21 protein-coding genes are annotated in these 19,909 nt (G+C 65.7%); 7 read left to right on the plus strand and 14 right to left on the minus strand.

Going from position 1 to position 19,909, the window contains the following annotated elements:
- Nucleotides 1-39 precede the first annotated feature (39 nt).
- A complete protein-coding gene (locus KYK29_RS13765; RefSeq protein WP_254691477.1) occupies nucleotides 40-861 on the minus strand; it encodes an AraC family transcriptional regulator in 822 nt (273 codons plus the stop codon).
- 105 nt (nucleotides 862-966) lie between these two features.
- Between KYK29_RS13765 and KYK29_RS13770 the strand changes: the two genes are divergently transcribed.
- Nucleotides 967-2,163, plus strand: a complete 1,197-nt coding sequence (locus tag KYK29_RS13770) for an MFS transporter (RefSeq protein ID WP_254691478.1) — start codon at nucleotides 967-969, stop codon at nucleotides 2,161-2,163.
- A gap of 66 nt (nucleotides 2,164-2,229) precedes the next feature.
- On the opposite strand, the gene KYK29_RS13775 is transcribed toward KYK29_RS13770, so the two are convergent.
- Nucleotides 2,230-3,513 (minus strand): NAD(P)/FAD-dependent oxidoreductase, encoded by a 1,284-nt coding sequence (locus tag KYK29_RS13775; RefSeq protein WP_254691479.1) that lies wholly within the window; start codon nucleotides 3,511-3,513, stop codon nucleotides 2,230-2,232.
- Between the two features lie 135 nt (nucleotides 3,514-3,648).
- A complete protein-coding gene (locus KYK29_RS13780) occupies nucleotides 3,649-4,542 on the minus strand; it encodes a LysR family transcriptional regulator (protein WP_254691480.1) in 894 nt (297 codons plus the stop codon).
- A 171-nt stretch (nucleotides 4,543-4,713) separates the two neighbouring features.
- Here KYK29_RS13780 and hglS point away from each other — a divergent pair, with 171 nt between their 5' ends.
- The 4 genes from hglS to KYK29_RS13800 are packed head-to-tail and all read left to right on the plus strand — an operon-like array spanning nucleotide 4,714 to nucleotide 10,323.
- Complete coding sequence (hglS, locus tag KYK29_RS13785) at nucleotides 4,714-6,111, plus strand: 2-oxoadipate dioxygenase/decarboxylase HglS (protein ID WP_254691481.1); 1,398 nt, start codon at nucleotides 4,714-4,716, stop codon at nucleotides 6,109-6,111.
- 11 nt (nucleotides 6,112-6,122) lie between these two features.
- On the plus strand, nucleotides 6,123-7,538 hold the full coding sequence (locus tag KYK29_RS13790; protein ID WP_254691482.1) for an FAD-binding oxidoreductase: 1,416 nt from the start codon (nucleotides 6,123-6,125) through the stop codon (nucleotides 7,536-7,538).
- Between the two features lie 22 nt (nucleotides 7,539-7,560).
- Entirely contained in the window at nucleotides 7,561-9,084 is a 1,524-nt protein-coding gene (gene amaB, locus KYK29_RS13795; RefSeq protein WP_254691483.1) for an L-piperidine-6-carboxylate dehydrogenase, read from the plus strand.
- A 6-nt stretch (nucleotides 9,085-9,090) separates the two neighbouring features.
- Nucleotides 9,091-10,323: a pyridoxal phosphate-dependent aminotransferase gene (locus tag KYK29_RS13800; protein ID WP_254691484.1), complete on the plus strand. Its 1,233-nt coding sequence runs from the start codon at nucleotides 9,091-9,093 to the stop codon at nucleotides 10,321-10,323.
- Between the two features lie 260 nt (nucleotides 10,324-10,583).
- On the opposite strand, the gene KYK29_RS13805 is transcribed toward KYK29_RS13800, so the two are convergent.
- The gene (locus KYK29_RS13805) at nucleotides 10,584-11,684 is read right to left on the minus strand and encodes a saccharopine dehydrogenase family protein (RefSeq protein ID WP_254691485.1); all 1,101 of its coding nucleotides are present in this window, start codon (nucleotides 11,682-11,684) and stop codon (nucleotides 10,584-10,586) included.
- Nucleotides 11,685-11,780: 96 nt separating this feature from the next.
- On the opposite strand from KYK29_RS13805, the gene KYK29_RS13810 reads away from it, so the two are divergent.
- The gene (locus KYK29_RS13810) at nucleotides 11,781-12,233 is read left to right on the plus strand and encodes an Lrp/AsnC family transcriptional regulator (protein WP_254691541.1); all 453 of its coding nucleotides are present in this window, start codon (nucleotides 11,781-11,783) and stop codon (nucleotides 12,231-12,233) included.
- 61 nt (nucleotides 12,234-12,294) lie between these two features.
- Here KYK29_RS13810 and KYK29_RS13815 read toward each other — a convergent pair whose 3' ends face one another.
- Genes KYK29_RS13815 through KYK29_RS13830 form a run of 4 tightly spaced genes read right to left on the minus strand, consistent with a single transcriptional unit; the run spans nucleotide 12,295 to nucleotide 14,667 of the window.
- Nucleotides 12,295-12,711, minus strand: coding sequence for a DUF1178 family protein (locus tag KYK29_RS13815; RefSeq protein ID WP_254691486.1), 417 nt, complete (start codon nucleotides 12,709-12,711; stop codon nucleotides 12,295-12,297).
- On the minus strand, nucleotides 12,708-13,565 hold the full coding sequence (locus tag KYK29_RS13820) for a carbon-nitrogen hydrolase family protein (RefSeq protein ID WP_254691487.1): 858 nt from the start codon (nucleotides 13,563-13,565) through the stop codon (nucleotides 12,708-12,710). Before KYK29_RS13820 ends, KYK29_RS13815 begins: the two co-directional genes overlap by 4 nt.
- Before the next feature lie 15 nt (nucleotides 13,566-13,580).
- On the minus strand, nucleotides 13,581-13,838 hold the full coding sequence (grxC, locus tag KYK29_RS13825; RefSeq protein WP_254691488.1) for a glutaredoxin 3: 258 nt from the start codon (nucleotides 13,836-13,838) through the stop codon (nucleotides 13,581-13,583).
- A 37-nt stretch (nucleotides 13,839-13,875) separates the two neighbouring features.
- Nucleotides 13,876-14,667, minus strand: a complete 792-nt coding sequence (locus KYK29_RS13830) for a ComF family protein (protein WP_254691489.1) — start codon at nucleotides 14,665-14,667, stop codon at nucleotides 13,876-13,878.
- 75 nt (nucleotides 14,668-14,742) lie between these two features.
- Here KYK29_RS13830 and KYK29_RS13835 point away from each other — a divergent pair, with 75 nt between their 5' ends.
- Nucleotides 14,743-15,612, plus strand: coding sequence for a class I SAM-dependent methyltransferase (locus KYK29_RS13835; RefSeq protein ID WP_254691490.1), 870 nt, complete (start codon nucleotides 14,743-14,745; stop codon nucleotides 15,610-15,612).
- Between the two features lie 17 nt (nucleotides 15,613-15,629).
- On the opposite strand, the gene KYK29_RS13840 is transcribed toward KYK29_RS13835, so the two are convergent.
- From KYK29_RS13840 to KYK29_RS13865, 6 genes are all read right to left on the minus strand, one after another.
- Nucleotides 15,630-15,797: a Flp family type IVb pilin gene (locus tag KYK29_RS13840; RefSeq protein ID WP_254691491.1), complete on the minus strand. Its 168-nt coding sequence runs from the start codon at nucleotides 15,795-15,797 to the stop codon at nucleotides 15,630-15,632.
- Nucleotides 15,798-15,839: 42 nt separating this feature from the next.
- Nucleotides 15,840-16,157 (minus strand): hypothetical protein, encoded by a 318-nt coding sequence (locus KYK29_RS13845; RefSeq protein ID WP_254691492.1) that lies wholly within the window; start codon nucleotides 16,155-16,157, stop codon nucleotides 15,840-15,842.
- A 96-nt stretch (nucleotides 16,158-16,253) separates the two neighbouring features.
- The gene (locus tag KYK29_RS13850) at nucleotides 16,254-16,676 is read right to left on the minus strand and encodes a (deoxy)nucleoside triphosphate pyrophosphohydrolase (protein WP_254691493.1); all 423 of its coding nucleotides are present in this window, start codon (nucleotides 16,674-16,676) and stop codon (nucleotides 16,254-16,256) included.
- Entirely contained in the window at nucleotides 16,673-17,431 is a 759-nt protein-coding gene (locus KYK29_RS13855) for a GNAT family N-acetyltransferase (RefSeq protein ID WP_254691494.1), read from the minus strand. The genes KYK29_RS13850 and KYK29_RS13855 overlap by 4 nt, the downstream gene beginning before the upstream one ends.
- A gap of 39 nt (nucleotides 17,432-17,470) precedes the next feature.
- Nucleotides 17,471-18,715, minus strand: coding sequence for a bifunctional glutamate N-acetyltransferase/amino-acid acetyltransferase ArgJ (gene argJ / locus KYK29_RS13860; protein ID WP_254691495.1), 1,245 nt, complete (start codon nucleotides 18,713-18,715; stop codon nucleotides 17,471-17,473).
- An 88-nt stretch (nucleotides 18,716-18,803) separates the two neighbouring features.
- On the minus strand, nucleotides 18,804-19,703 hold the full coding sequence (locus tag KYK29_RS13865; RefSeq protein ID WP_254691496.1) for a peptidylprolyl isomerase: 900 nt from the start codon (nucleotides 19,701-19,703) through the stop codon (nucleotides 18,804-18,806).
- Nucleotides 19,704-19,909 lie beyond the last annotated feature (206 nt).

Here is a 19,909-nt window from a genome sequence, read left to right on the forward strand (position 1 = left end):
CAGCCCCTGAAACGCGTCCTCGACCGGTCTTTTTGAGACTCAGGCCCCCTGGCGGTTGTGGAAATAGAGTTTCGGGGCGCTGCCGAGCATGCGCTTGAACATGGTGGTGAAGGCGGGAACGCTGTCATAGCCCGCCTCCAGCGCCACCTGGGTGACCGGCAGGCCGGCGGCAAGCTTCGGCAGGCAGGCGAAAATCACCGCCTGCTGACGCCAGGTGGAGAAGCTGACCCCCGTCTCCTCGCGAAACAGCCGGGTGAAGCTGCGCCGGCTCATGTGCAGGCGGGCCGCCCAGTCGTCGATCTTGGCGTCGGGCGCCGGATCGTCCATGAAGCGGCGGCAGAGCGCGGCAAGCCGGGCGTGGGAGGGAAACGGCAGACCCAGAGGCCGATCGCGCAGCCGGCCGATCTCGTCGAGGAGCAGCGCCATGACCAGTTCGGCCCGCCGGGAATCCGCTTCCATCGGCGTGAGCCGCACCGCCTCCGTCAGGAGTTGCTGCGCCAGTTCCGTCACTTCGAGCACGGCGGGTTCGGGCGAGGCCGCCAGTCCTTCGCCCGACATGACGTAGACGGAGCGCATCGTCACGTCGCTATGCATTTCCACCGAATGCTCCAGCCCTCGCGGAATGAGCAGCGCGTGGCCCGGCGGGATCATCCAGCGTCCCCGCACCGTCGCCACTAGGACGACGCCCGCGAAGACGCAGAGAAACTGCGTGCGGCGATGCCGGTGCGGCGGAACGATATAGCCATGCGGCACTTCGGAATTATGCACGATGACGTCGGCGTTCGATTGCTCCACCCGGACGAGGTTCCGCAGATGATCGTCGTGAAGCGTGGCGTTGCGGCTGTGCGTCAATCTGTCCATATTGGCCCGATCAAGAAAGAAATGGACCAGAACACGAAAGCAGGCCGTCTACAATCCCTGTATGGATGACGGCTGACAATTCCGTCCCTGACATTCGAGGTCCAGATGTCGGCAGTCGCTCCTGCCGCGCCGTCTCCTGCGCGAACCACCTTCTCCATCATCCTCGCCGTCAGCCTGTGCCACATGCTGAACGACATCATGCAGTCGTTGCTGACGTCCCTTTATCCGTTGCTGAAGGAAAACTACGCGCTCGACTTCGTGCAGATCGGCCTTCTCACCATGGCTTTCCAGGTCACGGCCTCGATGCTCCAGCCGGCCGTGGGCATAGTCACCGACCGCTGGCCGATGCCCTTCTCGCTGCCCGTCGGCATGGGCAGCACGTTCTGCGGCCTGATCCTGCTCGCCTATGCGCACAGTTTTCCCGTTCTCGTCTTCGGGGCGTGCCTGATCGGCTTCGGCTCGGCGGTCTTCCATCCGGAGGCCTCGCGCGTGGCGCGGCTTGCCTCCGGCGGCCGGCACGGCTTCGCGCAATCGATGTTCCAGGTCGGCGGCAATGCCGGCACGGCGATGGGGCCGCTGCTTGCGGCCTTCATCGTGCTGCCTTTCGGCCAGACCAGCCTTGCCTGGTTCTCCGCCATCGCGCTGATCGGCATGGGGATCCTGAGCTGGGTCGGCAACTGGTATGCCGGCGAGCAGCGCCTTTCGGCCGGGCGGCCCGCCGCAAGCCGCGCCCTGCCGCTGCCGGGCGGCAAGGTCGCCTGGGCACTTGCCGTGCTGGTGCTGCTCACCACCACCAAGAACGTCTATCTTGCTAGCCTCTCGAGCTATTTCACCTTCTACACGATTGAGCATTTCGGCCTCAGCGTGCAGCAGGCGCAACTGATGCTGTTCCTGTTCCTCGGCGCTTCGGCTGTCGGCGTCTTTCTCGGCGGGCCGATCGGCGACCGCTACGGCGCGCGCTTCGTGATCTGGCTGTCGATCCTGGGCGTGATCCCGTTCACGCTGATCCTGCCCTATGCCGATCTGTTCTGGACCGGCGTGCTGACGGTGCTGATCGGCCTGATCTTCTCGTCCGCCTTCTCGGCCATCGTCGTCTTCGCGCAGGAGCTGGTGCCCGGCCGGGTCGGCCTGATCGCCGGCATCTTCTTCGGCTTCGCCTTCGGCGCGGGCGGTCTCGGCGCGGCGGTTCTAGGCCTGTTCGCCGACAGCCACGGCATCGACTTCGTCTACCATATCTGCTCCTATCTGCCGCTGCTCGGGATCCTGACGATCCTGCTGCCGCGTCTGCCCGGCCGGCATTGAGGGCTCAGACGCCCGGCTCCGGCCGGGCGTATCCACAAGCAGGACAGGCAGCTTCCGGTGGCCGGGTCAGATCCGCGCGCCGGCGAAATGCGCGATCTGCGCACCGAGTTCGTAATAGCCTTCCCGCAGGGCAAGCAGGGAGCGGGCCTCGGGGTCGCTCACCGGCAGGGGCAGGTCCTTCTCGGTGATGTCGCCGGAAATCAGTTCGGCGAGCGTGCGGCCGAAGACGGTGCCCGGCGCGATGCCGCGCCCGTTATAGCCGCTGAAGCCGACGACGTTTTCCGCCAGCCGGTGAAAGCGCGGCAACGAATCGGTGGTCATGCCGATCTTGCCGTACCACTCCGCCTCGAAGGCGATGTTTCCAAGCGCCGGGAAGAGTTTCGCCAGCGCCCGCTGCGCCCAGGCCCTGTGGATGCCCGTGCCCGGGCCGCGCAGCGCCCCGACGCTGCCGAACACCAGCCGGCCGCGTTTGTCGAAGCGGAAGGAGGAAAGCACCTCCTTGGTATCCCAGACGCCCTGCCGCTCGGGCAGGATCTTCGCCTGCATTTCGGACGGCAGCGGCACGGTGGCGAAATTGAAATAGGGCAGGTGGACAAGCTCGGCGCGCACTTCGGGCCAGGGCGCGTTGGTATAGGCGTTGGTGGCGACGACCACCCAGTCGGCCGTGATCTCTCCACGCGCCGTCTTCACGGTCCAGCGCCGGCCGTTGCGTTCCGCGCCGATGACCGGGCTTGCGGTGAATACCTGCGTTCCGGCGGCGATCGCCGCGCGGGCAAGGCCGCGCACATAGGCAAGCGGCTGGATCGTGCCGGCCCGCAGGTCGAGCAGCGATCCGGCGTAGGCATCCGTCCCGACCTTCTGCGCCGTCTCGGTGGCATCGAGCAGGCGCACCGGCGCGCCGCGCCGGCTCCATTGCCCGGCGCGTTGCTCCAGCTCCCGCAAGCCGCTCCGGCCCACCGCGCAATGCAGCGTGCCGACCGGCATCGCCTCGCAATCCATGCCATGCTTTTCCACGAGGTCGAAGACCAGGCGCGGCGCATCGCCGAGCAATGCGAGAAGCCGCCCGCCATAGACCTCGCCGAGCGCTCCCGGCAGTTCGTCCGGCATCACCCACATGCCCGCGTTGACGAGGCCGACATTGCGTCCCGAGCCTCCGAAGCCGATCTCGGCGCCTTCCAGCAGCACGACGCGCGTGCCGCGTTCGGCCAGATGCAAGGCCGTGGAAAAGCCCGTGAAGCCGCCGCCGACGACAACGACATCGGCCTCGGCACGGCCTGAAAAGGCGGCGGTTTCGGGAGCAGGCGGGGCGGTCACCTCCCAAAGGCCATGGGAGCGCGGATCGTTGAGCATGATCGTCTGTCTTTATTTCCGGAGAGGCGGTTGCGATGGCGCCACATTCCGGCATCGCGCGCAAGGGGAAAAACGAAATTTCGGAACCGGGTCATGCCCATGCGGCATGACGGACCGCATCGGAAGCCGGATCCCTCATTCCACCTCGGCGGCGATCCAGGCGCGAAACGCCTGGCTGAGCGGATTCTCGAGCTTGCCCTCCGGTACGACGAGATAATAGCTGTTCTCGGTCTGCATCGGCCTGTCGAAGACGACCGACAGCCGGCCGGCGGCCAGTTCCTGCTCGATCAGATAGAGCGGAAGCAGGGCGAAGCCGAGGCCGCCGATGGCCGCCTCGATCACCATGGAGAACTGGTCGAAACGGTGGCCGCGATAGGCCGTCTCGGTCGCGCCGCCGTTGAGATCGAACCATTGCGCCCATAATTTGGGGCGGGTCGCCAGATGGAGAAGCGGCGCGTGCTCCAGTTCCTTCGGCTCGGCGGGCGTCGAGCGTTCAAGCAGCGCCGGGCTTGCCGCCGGCAGGATGATCTCGCTGCACAGATAGGAGCAGGAGGCCCGCGCCCAGACCGGCTGGCCGTAGTGGATCGCCAGGTCGAAATTCTCCTCGTCGAAATCGAAGGGCGCCGAGCGCGAGGCGATATTGAGGACGGTGCCGGGATGCTGCGCGAGGAAGCGGGGAACGCGCGGCGTCAGCCAGCGGCTGCCGAAGGTCGGCAGCGTCGCCACGCTGAGGCTGTGATCGGAAGAGGCCGACGCCATGGCGCGCAGCATCGTTTCCTCGGTCTGATGCAGGAGCTTGCGGACCTCCGGCAGGAACCGGCGGCCGTCGTCGGACAGGACGACGCGCTGGCGCACGCGCTCGAAAAGCAATACGCCGAGCTGTTCTTCCAGATCCTTGATCTGCCGGCTGACGGCGCTCTGGGTCAGGTTCAGCTCATGGGCGGCCTGGGTGAAGCTGCCGTGGCGCGCCGCACATTCGAAAGCCTGTAGCGTGGTGACGTCCGGAATCAACCGGCGACTGAGCTTCATTCGTTCCTCGCATCAACATAGTCAAAACGGTCGCAATCGCGGGGTAGAACGATCCGGTATGATCCGTTTTGAGAATGATCAGGGCCTCCCACCCTTCTAAAGCAATTTCGCGAAAAGTGTGAAGCGGTTTTCCATCCGGAATTGCGCAACAATGAGACGAGACCGTTTGTCATGACAGAAAATCCACACGTCCACGCCGACGATATCCGCTCCCGCTTCTCGGCGGCGATGTCCGCGATGTATCGCGACGAGGTTCCGGCCTATGGTACGCTGATGTCGCTGGTTGCCGCCGTCAACGCGGAAACGCTTGCCGCCGATCCGGTCTTGCGGGAGCGGCTGGAAGCCACCGGTTCGCTCGATCGCATTTCCGAGGAGCGCCATGGCGCGATCCGTCTCGGCACGCCGGCGGAACTGTCCATGATGCGCCGGGTCTTCGCGGTGATGGGCATGGACCCGGTCGGCTACTACGATCTTTCGACGGCCGGCGTCCCCGTCCATTCCACCGCCTTCCGCCCGGTCGGGGAGGAGAGCCTGAAGCGCAACCCGTTCCGCGTCTTCACCTCGCTGCTGCGTCTCGACCTCATCGCCGACGAGGCGTTGCGGGAGGAGGCCGCCGCCGTGCTCGCTACCCGCAGGATCTTCACGGACGAAGCCGTCGCGCTCGTCGAGAAGGCCGAGCGTGACGGCGGCCTTGATGAGACCGATGCGGCGCGCTTCGTCTGCGAAGTGCTCGAAACCTTCCGCTGGCACGATCATGCGATCGTCAGCGCCGGGATGTACGGGCGCCTGCACGATGCGCACCGGCTGATTGCCGATGTCGTGTCCTTCAGGGGGCCGCATATCAACCACCTGACCCCGCGCACGCTCGATATCGACAAGGTGCAGGCGCGGATGCCGCAAGAGGGTATCGCTCCCAAGGCCGTCGTCGAAGGGCCGCCGACCCGGCGTTGCCCGATCCTGCTGCGCCAGACCTCCTTCAAGGCGCTGGACGAAGCCGTCTCCTTCGCCGGTCCGGACGGCAGCTGGCAGAAGGGCTCGCATACGGCCCGCTTCGGTGAGATCGAGCAGCGCGGCGTAGCCCTGACCCCGAAGGGCCGCGCGCTCTACGATCAGCTGCTGAGCGAGACCCGCGCCCGTGTGCGCCCGGCCGCCGACGGCTCCAATGCGGCAGAATACGAAGCAGCGCTCGCCGATGTCTTCAAGGCGTTTCCGGACGACTGGGACGACATGCGCAAGGCCGGCCTCGGTTACTTCAGCTATTCGCTGACGGAGAAGGGTAGGGCGGCCTCGGGCCGCAAGGCCGATCTCGAGACGGCCATCGAGGCGGGCCTCATCCGGTTCGATCCGATCGTCTACGAGGACTTCCTGCCTGTCAGCGCCGCCGGCATCTTCCAGTCGAACCTCGGCGATGACGCGACGCAGGAATTTGCCGCCAGCCCCAACCAGCTGATGTTCGAGCGCGATCTGGGCGTGGCCGTGCTCGACGAGTTCGCGCATTATGCCGGCATCGAGCGTGCATCGCTTGAAATCTGCCTCACCATCGTCAACATGGCCGTCGCCGCGGAGTGACAGACAAGAGAATGATCGACGCCCATATCGAGGCATTGCAGAACCTGCTCGGCGAGAAAGGCCTTCTCGCTACGGCCTCCGATATGGCGGCCTATGAGACGGGCGCGCGCTACGATCACGGCGCGGCCGCCTTCGTGGCGCGGCCGGCCTCCACCGGGGAAGTCTCGGCGGTCGTCTCCTACTGCGTTCGAAACGGCATCGCGCTGATACCGCAATCCGGCAATACCGGCCTCGTCTCCGGCTCGACGCCGGACGATAGCGGCCGGCAGGGCGTCTTGAGCCTCGACCGGCTGACCGCGCCCTTCGCGCTCGACCGGGTGAACCGCACGGTGAAGGCCGGGGCAGGGCTTCGCCTGTCCGACCTCAACGGCAGGCTGGAGGAGGCCGGTCTTTTCTTCCCGATCGACCTCGGGGCGGATCCGTGTCTCGGCGGCATGATCGCCACCAATACCGGCGGCTCGCGTTTCCTGCGCTATGGCGACGTACGCCGCAATACGCTGGGCCTCACGGTCGTGCTTGCCGACGAGGACGGCACGGTGCTCGACCTGTCCTCGGGCCTGCGCAAGAACAATACGGGCATCGACTGGAAACAGCTGTTCATCGGCACCTCGGGCGCCTTCGGCATCGTCACCGAATGCGTGCTGAACCTCGAGCCCCTGCCGCGCCAGACCGCGACCGCGCTGCTCGTGCCGGCCTCGACGGAGGCGGTTCCCGCCCTGCTCGTGGCGATGGAGGAGGCTCTCGGCAGCTATCTTTCCGCCTTCGAGGGCATGTCCGGCAATGCGGTGCGCGCGGCGCTTGACCATGTCGCTTCGCTCCGCAATCCATTTCAGGGCGGCATCGTTCCGGATTTCGTGATCCTTGCCGAGATTTCCCGCTCCAGCCCGCAGCGCGAGGGCGAGCAGCCGCTCGACGCGGTGCTGGAGGACGTGCTGGCGGCAATCTGGGAGCAGGAAGGCGCGCCGCTTGCCGATGCCTTCGTCGGTCCGCCGCACGAGATCTGGGCGCTGCGGCATGGGCTTTCGGAAGGTGTCAAACATAGCGGGCGATTGATCGCCTTCGATCTATCCTTCCGGCGGGGCGACATCATGCGTTTCCTCGACCATATGAAGGCGGAGATGCCGAAACGCTTTGCGGATGTGACCATCTGCGACTTCGGCCATATCGGCGACGGCGGCGTGCACTTCAACCTCGTTGTCGCCTGCGACGACCGGCGGCTTGCCGATCCGGGCTTCGAGCCGGGTTTGCGCGAATGGGTGTTCACGGCCGCCGTGGAAACCTTCGGCGGCAGCTTCAGCGCGGAACATGCGATCGGCCGCAAGAACCAAGGCTTCTACGACAAATATACCCCGGATGAGATCCGCAAGCTGGCGGCCGGGCTGAAATCGATCACCTCGCCGGGTCCGCTCGGCGCCATGACATTCTGACAGGACAATAGGGAGACATCTCATGACGACAGTCGACGTGAAAAAGGAAACCGCAGCTCTTCTCGACAAGCTGGGCGTGCCGCGCGCGGCCTGGGAAGGCGGCGACATGGCCTCCTTCAGCCCGGTGAGCGGCGAGGAGATCGCCCGGCTGAAGACCGTTTCGGCCGAAGGCGCCGCCGGGGCGATCGACGCCGCCCATGCGGCCTTCAAGGAATGGCGTCTCGTGCCTGCGCCGAAGCGCGGCGAACTCGTACGCCTGCTCGGCGAGGAATTGCGCGCCGCCAAGGACGATCTCGGTCGTCTCGTCTCGATCGAGGCCGGCAAGATCACGTCCGAGGGCCTCGGCGAAGTGCAGGAAATGATCGACATCTGCGATTTCGCCGTCGGACTTTCCCGCCAGCTCTACGGCCTGACCATCGCCACAGAGCGCCCCGGCCACCGCATGATGGAGACCTGGCATCCGCTCGGCGTCGTCGGAGTCATCTCGGCCTTCAACTTCCCGGTCGCCGTCTGGTCGTGGAACACCGCGCTGGCGCTCGTCTGCGGCAATGCCGTCGTCTGGAAGCCCTCCGAAAAGGCGTCGCTGACCGCGCTCGCCAGCCAGGCGATCCTCGAGCGCGCCATCGCCCGCTTCGGCGACGCTCCGAAGAACCTGTCGCAGGTTCTCATCGGCGACCGGGCGATCGGCGAAGTCCTCGTCGATCATCCGAAGGTCGCGCTCGTCTCGGCCACCGGCTCCACCCGCATGGGCCGGGAGGTCGGCCCGCGCCTGGCGAAGCGTTTCGCCCGTTCGATCCTCGAACTCGGCGGCAACAACGCCGGCATCGTCTGCCCTTCGGCCGATCTCGACATGGCGCTGCGCGCCATCGCCTTCGGCGCCATGGGCACCGCCGGCCAGCGCTGCACGACGCTGCGTCGCCTGTTCGTGCATGACAGCGTCTACGACCAGCTCGTGCCTCGCCTGAAGAAAGCCTATACGAGCGTTTCCGTCGGCAACCCGCTGGAGACCTCGGCGCTGGTCGGCCCGCTGGTCGATAAGCAGGCCTATGACAACATGCAGAAGGCGCTGGAAGCGGCGAAGGCGGCGGGCGGTTCCGTCACCGGCGGCGAGCGCGTCACGGACGCCGGCAAGGACACGGCCTACTATGTGAAGCCGGCGATCGTCGAAATGCCGAAGCAGGCCGGACCGGTTCTCGAAGAGACCTTCGCGCCGATCCTCTACGTCATGAAGTATTCCGACTTCGACAAGGCGCTGGAAGACCATAACGCGGTGGCGGCGGGCCTCTCCTCGTCGATCTTCACGCTGAACATGCAGGAGGCCGAGCGCTTCCTGTCGGCCGACGGCTCCGATTGCGGCATCGCCAATGTCAATATCGGCACATCGGGCGCGGAAATCGGCGGGGCGTTCGGCGGCGAGAAGGAAACCGGCGGCGGCCGCGAGAGCGGGTCCGACGCCTGGAAGGCCTATATGCGCCGCGCGACCAACACCGTGAACTATTCGAAGGCGCTGCCGCTCGCCCAGGGCGTCTCCTTCGATATCGAGTAAGCGGTCATGACGATCACACCCAGGATTGAGGAGGCGGGCTTCCGGCCCGCCTCGCGCATCGCCTCCGTCGGGGTCTCGAAGATCCTGCAAATCGGCGCGCGCGCCGCCGCCATGAAGCGGGACGGCCTGCCCGTGATCATCCTTGGCGCGGGCGAGCCGGATTTCGACACGCCGGCCAACGTCAAGGAGGCCGCCAAGGCGGCGATCGATCGCGGCGAGACCAAATATACGGCGCTCGACGGGACGCCGGAACTGAAGAAGGCCGTGGCGGAGAAATTCCGCCGCGAGAACGGCGTCGACTACGCGCCCGACGAGGTGACGGTCGCGACAGGGGCGAAGCAGATCCTGTTCAACGCCTTCATGGCGACCATCGACGCCGGCGACGAGGTGATCATACCGACGCCCTACTGGACCTCCTATTTCGATATCGTGGAGATCTGCGGCGGGGTGCCGGTGCTGATCCCCTGCGATGCGGAAGCCGGCTTTCGCCTGAAGGCCGAACAGCTGGAAAAGGCGATCACGCCGAAGACCCGCTGGGTGCTTTTCAATTCCCCGTCCAATCCGTCGGGCGCGGCCTATGGCGAGGCCGATTACCGGCCGCTCCTCGACGTGCTGCTGCGCCATCCGCATGTCTGGCTGATGGTCGACGACATGTATGAGCATATCGTCTATGACGACTTCCGCTTCGTCACGCCCGTCGCCATCGAGCCCCGGCTGAAGGACCGGACGCTGACGATCAACGGCGTTTCCAAGGCCTATGCGATGACCGGCTGGCGCATCGGCTATGCCGGTGGCCCGAAGGCGCTGATCAAGGCCATGGCGGTGATCCAGAGCCAGGCGACGTCCTGCCCTTCCTCCGTCAGCCAGGCCGCCTCCGTCGAGGCGCTCAACGGCCCGCAGGATTTCCTGAAGGAGCGTCAGGCAAGTTTCCGGCAGCGCCGCGACCTCGTCGTCTCGGGACTGAACGCCATTCCCGGCCTCTCCTGCCGCACGCCCGAAGGGGCTTTCTACACCTTTGCCGGCTGCGGCGGGATGCTCGGCAAGGTGACGCCCGGGGGCAGGCGTATCGAGGCCGACAGCGACTTCACGGATTATCTCCTGGAAGACGCACATGTCGCCGTCGTCCCCGGCTCGGCCTTCGGCCTATCGCCCTATTTCCGCATCTCCTACGCAACGTCGGAAGCGGATCTCAAGGAGGCGCTGAAGCGGATCGGCGAGGCCTGCGCCCGGCTCTCCTGAGCATTTCCAGCAAAAGTGCGTAGCGGTTTTGCGTCCGGAAATACGGCTACGAGAAAGAGAGAGCGGCTCTACCGAACCTGTGAAAAGCGGAATCGCTCTCAGCCGATGGCCAGACGACGGGCAAACAAGAAAAGGGGGGCGCTGGCCCCCCATTTTTATTGGTCCGCGCCCTTGGCGGGCGTTCTCTCTTCCCCGCGGAGTGAGCCGCAGACAGGCGAACGCCCCGGCTGAAACCGGGGCGTGTCGGAAGATTCTGGCAATCAGGCGGCGCGCGCGCCGTGATGCTCCTGCGCGTAGTAACGGCCGAAGCGGTTGGCGAGGAAGGCGGACAGCGCGATTTCCTCCTGGCGGACGAAGCCCCTGGCGCCGAGCGTTCCGTCGGCCAGCATGTCGAGCACGGCGCAGATCGAGCCTGCGGTGGTGATCTGGATCGCCGAGTGCAGGCGGCCGGCGACCGGCGCGCTATAGACCTTGTTTGCGTAGGTTTCCTGCACGAGGCGGCCGGCCTTGCGGCCGGAGACGGTCACGAAGATGATGACGACGTCCTGCGTGGTGGTGGGCAGGGCGTTCTCGAAGATATCCTTCAGCACGTCGCGGCGATGGCGAAGCCCGAGATCGTTCAGGAGCGCCTTCATGATGGCGACATGGCCCGGATAGCGAATGGTCTTGTAGTTCAGCGTGCGGACCTTGTCCTTCAGCGTGTCGCAGAGCGTGCCGAGGCCGCCCGATGTGTTGAACGCCTCATAGGTCACGCCGTCGAGCGAGAACTCCTCGCGTTCCTCCAGCGCCGGCACCTCGATCAGCGCGCCTTCGACGATCGCCTCGCAGGGTTCGATATATTCGTTGATGACGCCGTCCGTGCTCCAGGTGAGATTGTAGTTCAGCGCGTTGGACGGATACTGCGGCAGCGCGCCGACGCGCATGCGCACGCTGTCGAGCGTATCGAAGCGGCTGGCGAGATCGTTGGCGACGATGGAGATGAAGCCCGGCGCAAGGCCGCACTGGGGAATGAAGGCGGTCTTCGCCTCTGCGGCGATGCGCTTGACCTGACGGGTGGATTCGACGTCTTCGGTGAGGTCGAGATAGTGCACGCCGGCGTCGGCGGCCGCCTCGGCGATGGCGACGGTCAGGTGATAGGGCGCGGCGGAAAGGACGGCGAACCTGCCGGCAAGCAGCTTGCGCATGGCCGCCCCGTCCGCGATGTCGACGACTGCCGTCGATATGGCGTCGTGCTGCTCGATGGCGGCGAGCTGTTCTTCCGCCCGGTCGGCGATCGTAACCCGATAGTCGCCGCTATGGGCCAGAATCCTGGCGATGGTGGAACCGATCTTGCCGGCGCCGATGACGACGATATCCTTCATGCTTTCCTCCAGAATGCAGTTCGCATGGAGTCTGATGATAAAGGCCGTCGATTTAAAGCGCCGTTTCAGGCATAATGAATGATCGATATCGGCATAATGACGGTTGTCATGGACATTAAGACGATAAATCCCAAGGATCGCGAACTGCTGGCCATCCTCAGCGAAAACGCCCGCGAGCAGACGGCGGCCATTGCGCGCCGGCTCGGTCTGTCGCGAACCACCGTGCAGGCGAAGATCGAACGGCTGGAACGGGAAGGCATCATCGAGGGCTATGGCGTCAAGCTGTCGGCGGCTTACGAGAGCGGTATGGTGAAGGCGCATGTGCTGATCACCATCGCGCCGAAGACGCTTGCCCGGGTAACGGCGGAACTGCACGGCATTTCGGCCGTGCGCACATTGCACTCCGTCAGCGGCAGCTTCGATCTCATCGCGGTGGTCGCCGCCGCCTCGATTGCCGAACTCGACCATCTGATCGACCGGATCGGCGAGATCGAGGGCGTGGAGCGAACGCTCTCCTCGATCATCCTGTCCACCCGGATCCGCCGTTAGCGCGGTCTTCCGGACGCAAAAGCGGGGAACCGGTCTTGCACCCGGAGTTATCCGGCGTGGATCAGTTCACGTCTTCCGGCAGGATCGGAAGGGGAGTGACCTCGACGCCTTCCTCCAGCAGTTCGCGCGCCTCATCCAGCGTCGCCCGGCCGATCAGGCCGCGCTGCTCCGCCTCGCCGTAATGGATCTTGCGGGCTTCCTCGGGGAAGCGGTCGCCGACATCCTCCGAATTGGCGCGGATCTTCGCGACGGTCTCGCGCAACTGCGCGACCGCCTCCCGGCGTCCGCTCTGCGACCTCTCCTCCCGGCGGCGAGCCGTCGATACGGAGGGCGCCATCAATTGCTTGACGACATGCGGCGAGCCGCAGGTCGGACAGGTGACGAGCGCCATCGCCTGCTGCCGGTCGAAATCCTCGCCGGAACTGAACCAGCCCTCGAAGACATGGCCGTTATCGCAGGAAAGACCGTAGCGGATCAAAGGCCTACGCCTCCTCTCGTGCCGGCTTCCACCGTTTCGAGCGTAAACGACCGTCCGTTGCGCAGATTGGGGATCCTGTCGCGTGCGGCCTTGACCGCGGCGATGTCGATTTCCGCCAGCACGACCGCCTCGCCGGTGCCGCCGGCCGCCGCCAGCACGCGGCCCCAGGGGTCGACGATCATGGAGTGACCGAAGGTTTCACGACCGTCTTCATGACGGCCCGCCTGGGCGGCGGCGACGATATAGACGCCGTTTTCGATGGCGCGGGCGCGCAACAGCGTTTCCCAATGCGCTTCGCCGGTCTGGCGGGTGAAGGCGGCGGGAACGGAGATCATCTCCGCGCCGGCCTGTGCCTGTGTCTTGAAGAGTTCGGGAAAACGCAGATCGTAGCAGATGGTGAAGCCCAGACGCGCGAAGGGCAGCGTCGCCATGCGCGCGACCGCGCCCGGCGAATAGACCGCGCTTTCACGCCAGCTCTCGCCATTGTCCAGATCGACGTCGAACATGTGGATCTTGTCGTAGCGGCAGACGCGTTCGCCATCCGGCCCGAACAGGAAACCGCGATTGGCCACCCGGCCATCGGCAAGCGCGATGGCGGTGGAGCCGACATGAACATGGATGCCGAGTTCGCCGGCAAGGGCGGCGGCGGCGCGCACGACGGGATCGTCGTCCTCGGTAGCCAGTACGGAACGCAGGCCCTCGCGATCCCGCTGCACCGCGCCGGTCATTTCCGGCGTCTGGACGTAGATCGCGCCGCGTGCGGCGGCGTCGCGGACGAGCCGCTGCATCGTCGCGACGTTGCGATGGGGATCGATGCCGGAGCACATCTGGAGGGCGGCGATCTTGATGGGCATGATCCGGTCTCCCCTTCAGGCGGCCAGCAGGGCGTCAAGCTCGCCCGAGCGGTCCAGCGCATGCAGGTCGTCACAGCCGCCGACGTGGCGGTCGCCGATGAAGATCTGCGGGAAGGTGCGCCGTCCGTTGGTGCGCTGGGTCATCTCCTCGCGCAGCGCCGGCGCATGGGTGGCGTCGTGTTCCTCATAGGCCACACCCTTGGAATCGAGAAGCCGCTTGGCGGCGCTGCAATAGCCGCAGAACTGGCGCGTATAGATGACAACCGAAGCCATGAAGAGACACCTGCTCCAACCGTTAAAACCGTTCCCCTCATATAGGGGCCGCCAAGGCCCTTGCAAAGGTCAAAACAGTCACGTCGACGGCACCTGCCCGCCGTATCGCGCGCGTGACGGCGGCGACGGTCGCCCCCGTCGTATAGACATCGTCGACCAGTATGACGCGGCGGCCGAACAACGCCTCCCGACCCGCCGGCGTCACCGCGAAGGCGCCGCGCACGTTTTCCTCGCGCGCCCGCTGGCGCAATCCGACCTGGCTGCGGGTATGACGGACGCGCCGCACGGCGTCGAACAGCACGGGACGGCCGGCGAGCATGCCGAGCGCGCGGGCCAGTTCGGCCGACTGGTTGAACTTGCGCCGAACGAGACGGAAAGGATGCAGCGGCACCGGCACGATCGCGTCGGCCTCGCCCACCGCGCCCTCCGCCGCCCGCAGCATCCAGCCCGCCATCATCGGCGCGAGGTCCGTCCGGTCGCGATATTTCAGCGCCTGCACCAGCGCCCGCGCGGTCTCGTCATAAAGGGCGACGGAGCGCAGCCGCTCGAAAGGCGGCGGATCGGCGATCGCGCCGGCGCTGAGGATGCCGGGGCCGAGATCCTGCGAAAAGGGCGTGCCCAGTATCTCGCAGAAGGGACGCTCGATGAGCGACATATGCGACCAGCAGCCGGCGCATAGTCCCACCCGGCCGCCGAGCAGCACGCTGCAACCGGGGCAGGCCGGCGGATAGGCAAGGTCAAGCAGCCTGCCGGCGAAACGGGAAAACAGCCCCGCCGCCCTCCGAAATCCTGCCGTAGACGCCCGGATCCGCTTTCTCGTTTCACGCATGCGGTTGACAATAGCCCGTCCAGGCGGCCAAAGCGATGCTGGCCGCATTCAAAAGCGGCGACGGAGTCCCGACAGATGGAAACGCTCTTCGACCACGGTCTGATCGACGCCAACCGGCGGCGGGCGCTCGCCGGCGCCCCGGCCGATTTCCTGCTGGAGATCGTCGCAGACGAACTTTCCGAACGGCTCGCCGCCATCGAGCGCCGCTTCGAGCGGGCGGTCGAACTGCATGGGCATACCGGCGCCGTCGCCCGCGCGCTGCGGGAAACAGGCAAGATCGGCGCTCTGGAGCGGATCGAGAGCGATCCGCGCTTTGCAGCGCCGGGCGAGACGCTGACCGTGTCGCCGCTTGAAACGGTGCCGCTGGAGCCGCAATCGGTCAATCTGATCGTGTCGCCGCTCTCCCTCCATCTCACCAACGACACGCCGGGCGTCTTCGTCCAGATCCGCCGGGCGCTCCAGCCCGATGGCCTGTTTCTGGCCGCCATCCCCGGCGGCGGCACATTGCAGGAATTGCGCGAGGTGCTGCTTGCCGCCGAAAGCGAGCTGACAGGCGGGGCCAGTCCGCGCGTCATCCCCTTTCCCGACGTGCGCGACGTCGGCGCGCTTCTCCAGCGCGGTGGCTTCGCCCTGCCGGTCACCGACCGGGAGACCTACACCGTTCGCTATGACACGCTGTTTGCGCTGATGCGCGACCTGCGGGCGATGGGCATGGCCAATCCGTTGCGCGGCCGCAGCCGGCGTCCGCTTTCCCGAAGCGTGCTGATGCGGGCGGCGGAGCTTTATGCCGAACGCTTCAGCGATCCGGACGGGCGCGTGCGTGCGACATTCTCGATCATCTATGTTTCCGGCTGGGCGCCGCACGAAAGCCAGCAGAAACCGCTGAAGCCCGGTTCCGCGCGGATGCGCCTTGCCGATGCGCTGAAATCCACCGGCGGCGAATAGGCGCTCTGTCTCCCGCCCTAGGGGACGGTGATCCGCTCGCTGACGGTGGTGAATATCAGACTCAGGGAATCGCTGAAGATCGTAAGCCCGCCGATCAGGCCGATGGCGATCAGGGAGACGATCAGCCCGTATTCGATGGCGGTCGCGCCGCTGTCATCGAAGAGGAATGCTTTCAGCCTGTCCATGCCATTCCTCTTCTCTTTTGCCGGCCGCGGGCCAGCCGAGGCTCAGCAGCCGTTGTCGCGTCCGCTGCCATCGACGATGCAGACGGAGCCCGGCATTTCCTGAAGCACGGAACGGCGCACGGTGTAGCGCTTGCCCTGCCCGGCGGGGATGGAGCCGGTCGAGATCATATCGAATTCATCCGGCATGTTCGCCATGATCCGCCGGTCGGTTCCCGATGACAAGAGCGGCGTCATGATGAGCGCGAGCGCGATGACGGCGGTTCCGAAAAGCAGCGCGAGATTCAGCGCGCCCGTGCGGGTCGTCCCGCCGGATCCGAGGTCTTTCTCCTGTACGGTTTCCCAGAAGTCTTCGTCACGCATCGCAAGGTCTCGCAGGCAACAGTGTTCCATGCCGATATTTGACCGATGGTGATAAACTTTTGCTTAACGGGATGTGGAATTTACTGCCGCAGCAGTTCACAGCAGGTCCATCAGAAAGGGAATGAGCGGTTCGTCGGCGGGCGGCATGGGATAGTCGCGCAGCGCCTTCGGCCGCACCCATTTGATCGCCTGTCCCTCGCGGCCCACGGCCGTTCCCTCGAAGCGGCGGCAGATATAGAGCGGCATCAGCAGATGGAAGGTCTCGTAGGTGTGGCTGGCGAAGGTCAGCGGAGCCAGGCACGGGATGCGGGTGTGGATGCCGAGCTCCTCCTCCAGTTCGCGGATGAGGGTTTCCTCCGGCGTCTCGCCCGGCTCGATCTTGCCGCCGGGAAACTCCCAGAGGCCGGCAAGCGCCTTGCCTTCGGGCCGCTGCGCCAGCAGGACGCGGCCGTCGGCATCGACCAGCGCGCAGGCGGCGACGAGCAGGATCGGATGAGTTTTCAGCCGTGGTTCGCTCATCGGGCGTCCGGCCCCCGGTAGCTGTAACGATAGATCTCGTGGAAGCCGGCACGGCGATAAAGCGCCAGCGCCGCCGTATTGCAGGCCTCTACCTGCAACCATGCATGCCGCGCGCCGCGCAGCCGCGCCCAGCGCAGCGCCGCATTGAGGATGGCCGCGCCGATGCCTTTGCGGCGATGCGAGGGAGCGACGCCCATTTGCAGGATGCCGGCAAGATCGTTGTCCTGGACGACGAGCGCGACGGCGGTCGGGCCGTGGCCCGGTTCCTCGAAGATGAAAAGGCCCGTCTCCGGCCTGATGGCGTTGATGATCTCGGTGAGGCCGGGCTTCAGTCCCGCATCGTCGCCGGTCACGGCAAGGCGCGCATCCACGAAACGGCCGACGTCGCGTGTCGGAAGGTGCTCGACGACCTCGTCGCGCGGCAACGTCGCGAGATCGGCCATCATCACGGCGGTCTCGCCGATGTGGTCCCAGCCGGCCTCGTCCATGAAGGCGACGAGCTTCGGCGGCGTCAGCGGCGTCTGGCGTACCAGAAGCGGGCGTCCGTAATCGGAAAAGCGCTTGGCGGCCTTTTCGAGGCGGATGGCGATATCGCGGATATCCGAGGGATCGAGAGGATTGATCGAATTCAGCCGGCGGGACGGATGCCCGGCCGTCAGCCGGCAGAGCCAGCTTCCGTCATATTGGACGACCGCCGCCGGCCAGGCGCGGAAACCGACGGCCTCCAGCCGGCGGACTTTCGGAAGATCGCTCATGAGGACGGCTCCGTGCGGGCGAATGGCCTGTGCTGCGGCTCAACTGCGGTAATCGCCATTGATCTCGACATATTCCTTCGTCAGGTCGCAGGTCCAGACGGTCGCCCGTCCATCGCCGAGGCCGATATCGACCCGGATCGGAATGTCCTGCTTTTTCATCACGGCGCTGGCCGCTTCTTCGCTATAGACGGGGTCGCGCTCGCCGTCGACGGCAACGCGTATATCGCCGAACCAGATGGCCAGCCGGTCGCGGTCGGCCGCCTCGCCGGATTTTCCGACCGCCATGACGACGCGGCCCCAGTTGGCGTCTTCGCCGGCGACGGCGGTCTTGACCAGCGGCGAGTTGGCGATGGAAAACGCGATGCGCCTGGCGGCCGCGTCGTTTTCAGCGCCCTCGACGGTGATTTCCACCATCTTGCGCGCCCCTTCCCCATCGCGCACGACCTGAAGCGCCAGATCGCGCAGCAGATCGTCGAGCGCGGCGCGGAAGCCATCGAGCGCGGCGTCGTCCGGGCTGCCGGTCACCGGCTCCTGGCCGTCGGCGGCCGCGGCCCCGGTGGCGAAAAGCATCAGCGTGTCCGACGTCGAGGTATCGCTGTCGACGGTGATGGAATTGAAGGTCGGGCCGACGCCGGCCGAAAGCAGCGACTGGAGCACCGGTGCGGGAATATCGGCATCGGTGACGACGAAGGAAAGCATGGTCGCCATGTCGGGCGCGATCATGCCCGCGCCCTTGGCGATGCCGTTCAAGGTGACGGTGACGCCGCCGAGGTCGGCGCGGCGGGTGGCGACCTTCGGATAGGTATCGGTGGTCATGATCGCCCTGGCGGCCTCGACCCAGAAATCCTCGCTGCCCGAAACGGCGAGGCCGTCGAGCACGCCGGAAAATTTCGCGGCGTCGAGCGGCTCGCCGATAACGCCGGTCGAGGCGAGGAAGACCTCGCCTTCATCGCAGCCGACGGCCTTTGCGGCGGCTGCGGCCGTCATCGCCGTCGCTTTGCGGCCCTTGCGGCCGGTAAACGCGTTGGCGTTGCCGGAATTGACCACCACGGCCCGGGCAATGCCGCCGGGAAGATTGGCGCGGCAGAAATCGACGGGAGCGGAGGGGCATTTCGAGCGGGTGAAGACACCGGCGACGGCGGCGGGCCGGTCGAAGACCATCATCAGCACGTCCGTCCGGTCCCGGTACTTGATGCCGGCGGCGGCCGTCGCCATGCGCACTCCGCGAAGTGCTGGCATCTCTACGGGGCGTTCGGGAGCGAGCGGGGAGATGGAACCGGACATGGTCGTGACCTGCTTTACGGGAACATCGTTTGGAAGAATGAATGAAATTGCAAGAACCGCCGCCGGATCGGCGGCGGTCCCGGCCGTCTTATTCCTGTTCCTGGGCTGCCGGGGCTTCCGGCTCGCCTTCGCCTTCCGCTTGCGGATTGCTCACCGCCTCATAGGCGGTCTTGAGGGCCGGATCGGCGATCTCGACCGACGATGCAGCCTTCGCCTTTTCGAGGAAATCCAGATACTTGTCGCGCATGACGAGCTGGCGGACCTGTCTTTCGACCTGATCCAGCGCCGGGGGCTGCTGCTTGCGCTTGTCCTCGATGCGGATGACGTGATAGCCGAACTGGGTCTTCACCGGCTCCTTCGAATAGGCGCCTTTTTCCAGCGCAAAGGCAGCGGCTTCGAATTCCGGCACCATGCGACCCTTGGAGAAATAGCCGAGATCGCCGCCTTCCGACTTGTTCGGATCGGTGGATTTCTCCTTGGCGATTTCGATGAAATCCTTGCCGGCGTCGAGATCGGCGATGATGACCTTGGCCTCTTCCTCGGTTTTCACGAGAATATGGCGGGCGTGCACCTCGTCCTCGGGGACGATCGTCGCGATTTCCTTGTCGTAGCGCGCCTTGACCTCCTCGGGCGTGATCGAATCGATGACATGCTTCTTGAAGAAGGCATTGTGCAGCTCGCGCTCGGTCAGATAGCCGATGCGCTGCTTGAATTCGTCCGTCTCGTTCAGGCCTTCTTTCGTGGCGTCGGCCGCCAGAAGCTTGATGTCGATGAGCGAGGACAGCGCCGCCACGCGCTTCTGTTCGTCCGGCAGGTTGGCAAGCTGCGGGTCGAGGCCGGCGATGGCCAGCTGCATCTCGGATTCGCGAATTTCCGCCGGTCCGATCGTGGCGACGACCGGATCGGCGGCGTCCTCGGCCTGCACCGCGCCGGTGGCGGCAGCCAGTGCGATCAACGCGGCGGCGGCGAATCTGCTGTATTTGCGCATACTGAAAGACCTTTCAAATCCTCGCCGGAATCGGGCCGATATCCGGTGTCGACCGGCTCAACACCACGGGAATGTGGCGGTTCTAGAGCTGCGTCAGCCGTTGACATCATTCGACCCCCCTCTTATCTGTCACGCAATCCTGCGTCCAGAACAGTTTCGGGGCGTTTCACGGGTTTGCGCGCAATCGTGCGCCCTGACACGCGCCT

This window comes from Shinella daejeonensis, from assembly GCF_024281235.1.
In the GTDB taxonomy this organism is placed as follows: domain Bacteria; phylum Pseudomonadota; class Alphaproteobacteria; order Rhizobiales; family Rhizobiaceae; genus Shinella; species Shinella daejeonensis.